This is a genomic window from Mycobacterium sp. 852002-10029_SCH5224772 (assembly GCF_001667315.1).
GTDB lineage: Bacteria > Actinomycetota > Actinomycetes > Mycobacteriales > Mycobacteriaceae > Mycobacterium.
This window is the reverse complement of record NZ_LZHT01000002.1, coordinates 1-2737: the sequence shown is the minus strand read 5'-3', so window position 1 is coordinate 2737 and position 2737 is coordinate 1. Positions and strand designations below refer to the sequence as shown.

General features: G+C 70.7%; 1 protein-coding gene. It reads left to right on the top strand.

The features are described from left to right. Positions 1–2737: non-ribosomal peptide synthetase (locus A5775_RS00010; protein ID WP_156660510.1), on the top strand; the 2737-nt coding region annotated here is incomplete at both ends.

Here is a 2737-nt window from a genome sequence, read left to right as displayed (position 1 = left end):
GACCCCGCCCGGCGGCTGTCGTCGATCGACGTGCTCGGCGCCGACGAGCACGCCCGCCTCGACGCGATCGGCAACCGCGCGGTGCTGACCCGGCCGCCGAACTCGCCGACCCCGCTCCGCGCCTCGATCCCGGCGCTGTTCACCGCCCAGGTGGCACGCAGCCCGCACGCGGTGGCGCTGACCGCCAGGGACCGCTCGGTGACCTACCGCGAACTCGACGAGTCCGCGAACCGGCTGGCGCACTTGCTCATTGAGCGAGGCGCGGGGCCGGGGCAGTGTGTGGCGGTGCTGATGGAGCGCTCAGCCCAGGCGGTCGCCGCGATCCTGGCGGTCCTGAAAGCCGGGGCGGCATACCTGCCGATCGACCCGGCGGTGCCGGACACCCGGGTCGCATTCATGCTGACCGACGCCGCCCCGATCGCCGCCGTCACCACCGCGGATCTGCGAGACCGGCTGGACGGCTTCACCGGAACGGTCGTCGACGCCGACGAAGCCGCCGCACACACCCAGCCCACCACCGCCCCGCCGCCACCGGCGCACGAGAACATCGCCTACCTCATCTACACATCCGGCACGACCGGAACCCCCAAGGGCGTGGCGGTCACCCACCACAACGTCACCCAGCTGCTGGCCGCACTGCGCGACCGGCCGGTGCCGGCGGCCGGGGTGTGGAGCCAGTGTCATTCGCTGGCGTTCGACTTCTCGGTGTGGGAGATCTTCGGCGCGCTGCTGGGCGGCGGGCGACTGGTGGTGGTGCCCGACGAGGTGGTGCGCTCGCCGGAAGACCTGCACGCCTTGCTGATTGCCGAAGACGTCAGCGTGCTCAGCCAAACCCCGTCGGCGTTCTCGGTGCTGCAGAACGTGGACGCCGCGCAGTCGCTTCAGCGGCTCAGCCCCCAGACCGTCGTGTTCGGTGGCGAGGCGCTGCTTCCGCAGCGGCTGGGGAAGTGGCTGGCCAACCACCCCGGCCGCCCGCGACTGATCAACATGTACGGCATCACCGAGACGACGGTGCACGCCTCCTTCCGGGAGATCGTCGAGGGCGACGTCGCTGTCAATCCCAATGCCAACGCCAGCCCCATCGGAATGCCGTTGGCCCATCTGGGCTTTTTCGCGCTGGACCCGTGGCTGCGGCCGGTCCCCGCCGGCGTGACGGGCGAACTGTACATCGCGGGCGCCGGGGTCGCCGCGGGCTACGTCGGTCGCGCCGGTCTGACGGCGTCGCGGTTTGTGGCGTGCCCGGCCGGCGCACCCGGCACGCGCATGTATCGCACCGGGGATTTGGTGCGGTGGAGCCCGGACGGCCAGCTGCACTATCTCGGTCGCGCCGACGAACAGGTCAAGATCCGCGGCTACCGCATCGAACTCGGCGAGATCCAGTCCGCGCTCACCGAATTGGAGGGCGTCGAGCACGCCGCCGTCATCGCCCGCGAGGACCGGCCCGGAGACAAGCGCCTCGTCGGCTACCTCACCGGCGCCGCCGATCCGGTCGAGGTCCGCGCCCGGCTGGCCGAGCGGCTACCGGCCTACCTGGTCCCGGCCACGGTGGTGGCCGTCGACGCGTTGCCGTTGACGCCCAACGGAAAGCTCGACACCCGCGCGCTGCCCGCACCCGACTACCAAGCAGCCGACCAATACCGCGCCCCCGCCACCGCAGTCGAGCAGGCCCTCGCCGACATCTACGGCCACGTCCTCGGCGTCGACGGTGTCGGGATCGACGACTCCTTCTTCGACCTCGGTGGAGATTCGCTGTCGGCCATGCGGCTGGTCGCGGAGATCAACGCCGGTCTCGACGTCCACCTCGGCGTGCGGGTCCTGTTCGAAGCGCCCACCATTCGCCGGTTGGCGACGCGCCTGGGTGCCGACGGCGGCGGCCGCACGCCGCTGGTGGCCGGTGAGCGGCCGGAGATGGTGCCGCTGTCGTTCGCCCAGTCGCGGTTGTGGTTCATCGGCCAGTTGCACGGACCCTCGCCGGTGCACAACATGGCGATCGCATTGCAGCTGCACGGGCGCCTCGACGGTGAGGCGTTCGGCGCCGCGCTGGCCGACGTGATGGCCCGCCACGAAAGCCTTCGGACGACGTTCCCGGCGCGCGAGGGAATACCGCGGCAACTGGTCGTCGAGGTTCACCAGGCCGATTGCGGCTGGCAGATCAGCGACGCCCGCGAGTGGTCGGCCACCCGGCTGCACACGGCCATCGAGACCGTGGTGGGCCACCGGTTCGATTTGGCTACCGAAATCCCTTTGCGGGCAATGCTTTTCCGACTGGACGACAACGAACACCTGTTGGTGGCCGTGGTGCATCACATCGCCGCCGACGGGTGGTCGCTGACCCCGCTGGTGCGTGACTTGGGGGAGGCCTATGCGAGCCGCTCGGCCGGGTGTGCCCCGGACTGGGCGCCGCTGCCGGTGCAGTACGTCGACTACACGCTGTGGCAGCGCGCCCAATTCGGCGAACTGCAGGATCCGCACAGCCTGATCGCCGGGCAGGTGCGGTATTGGGAACACACCCTGGCGGGAATGCCCGAGCGCCTCGAGTTGCCCACGGACCGACCGTATCCGCTGGTGGCCGATTTCCGCGGGGCCAGCGTGGCGGTGGATTGGCCGGCCGAGTTGCAGCGGCGGGTGCGCGCGGTCGCCAACGCGCACAACGCGACGAGCTTCATGGTGGTGCAGGCCGCCCTGGCGGTGCTGCTGGCCAAGGTCAGTGCGAGTTCCGATGTGGCGGTGGGTTTCC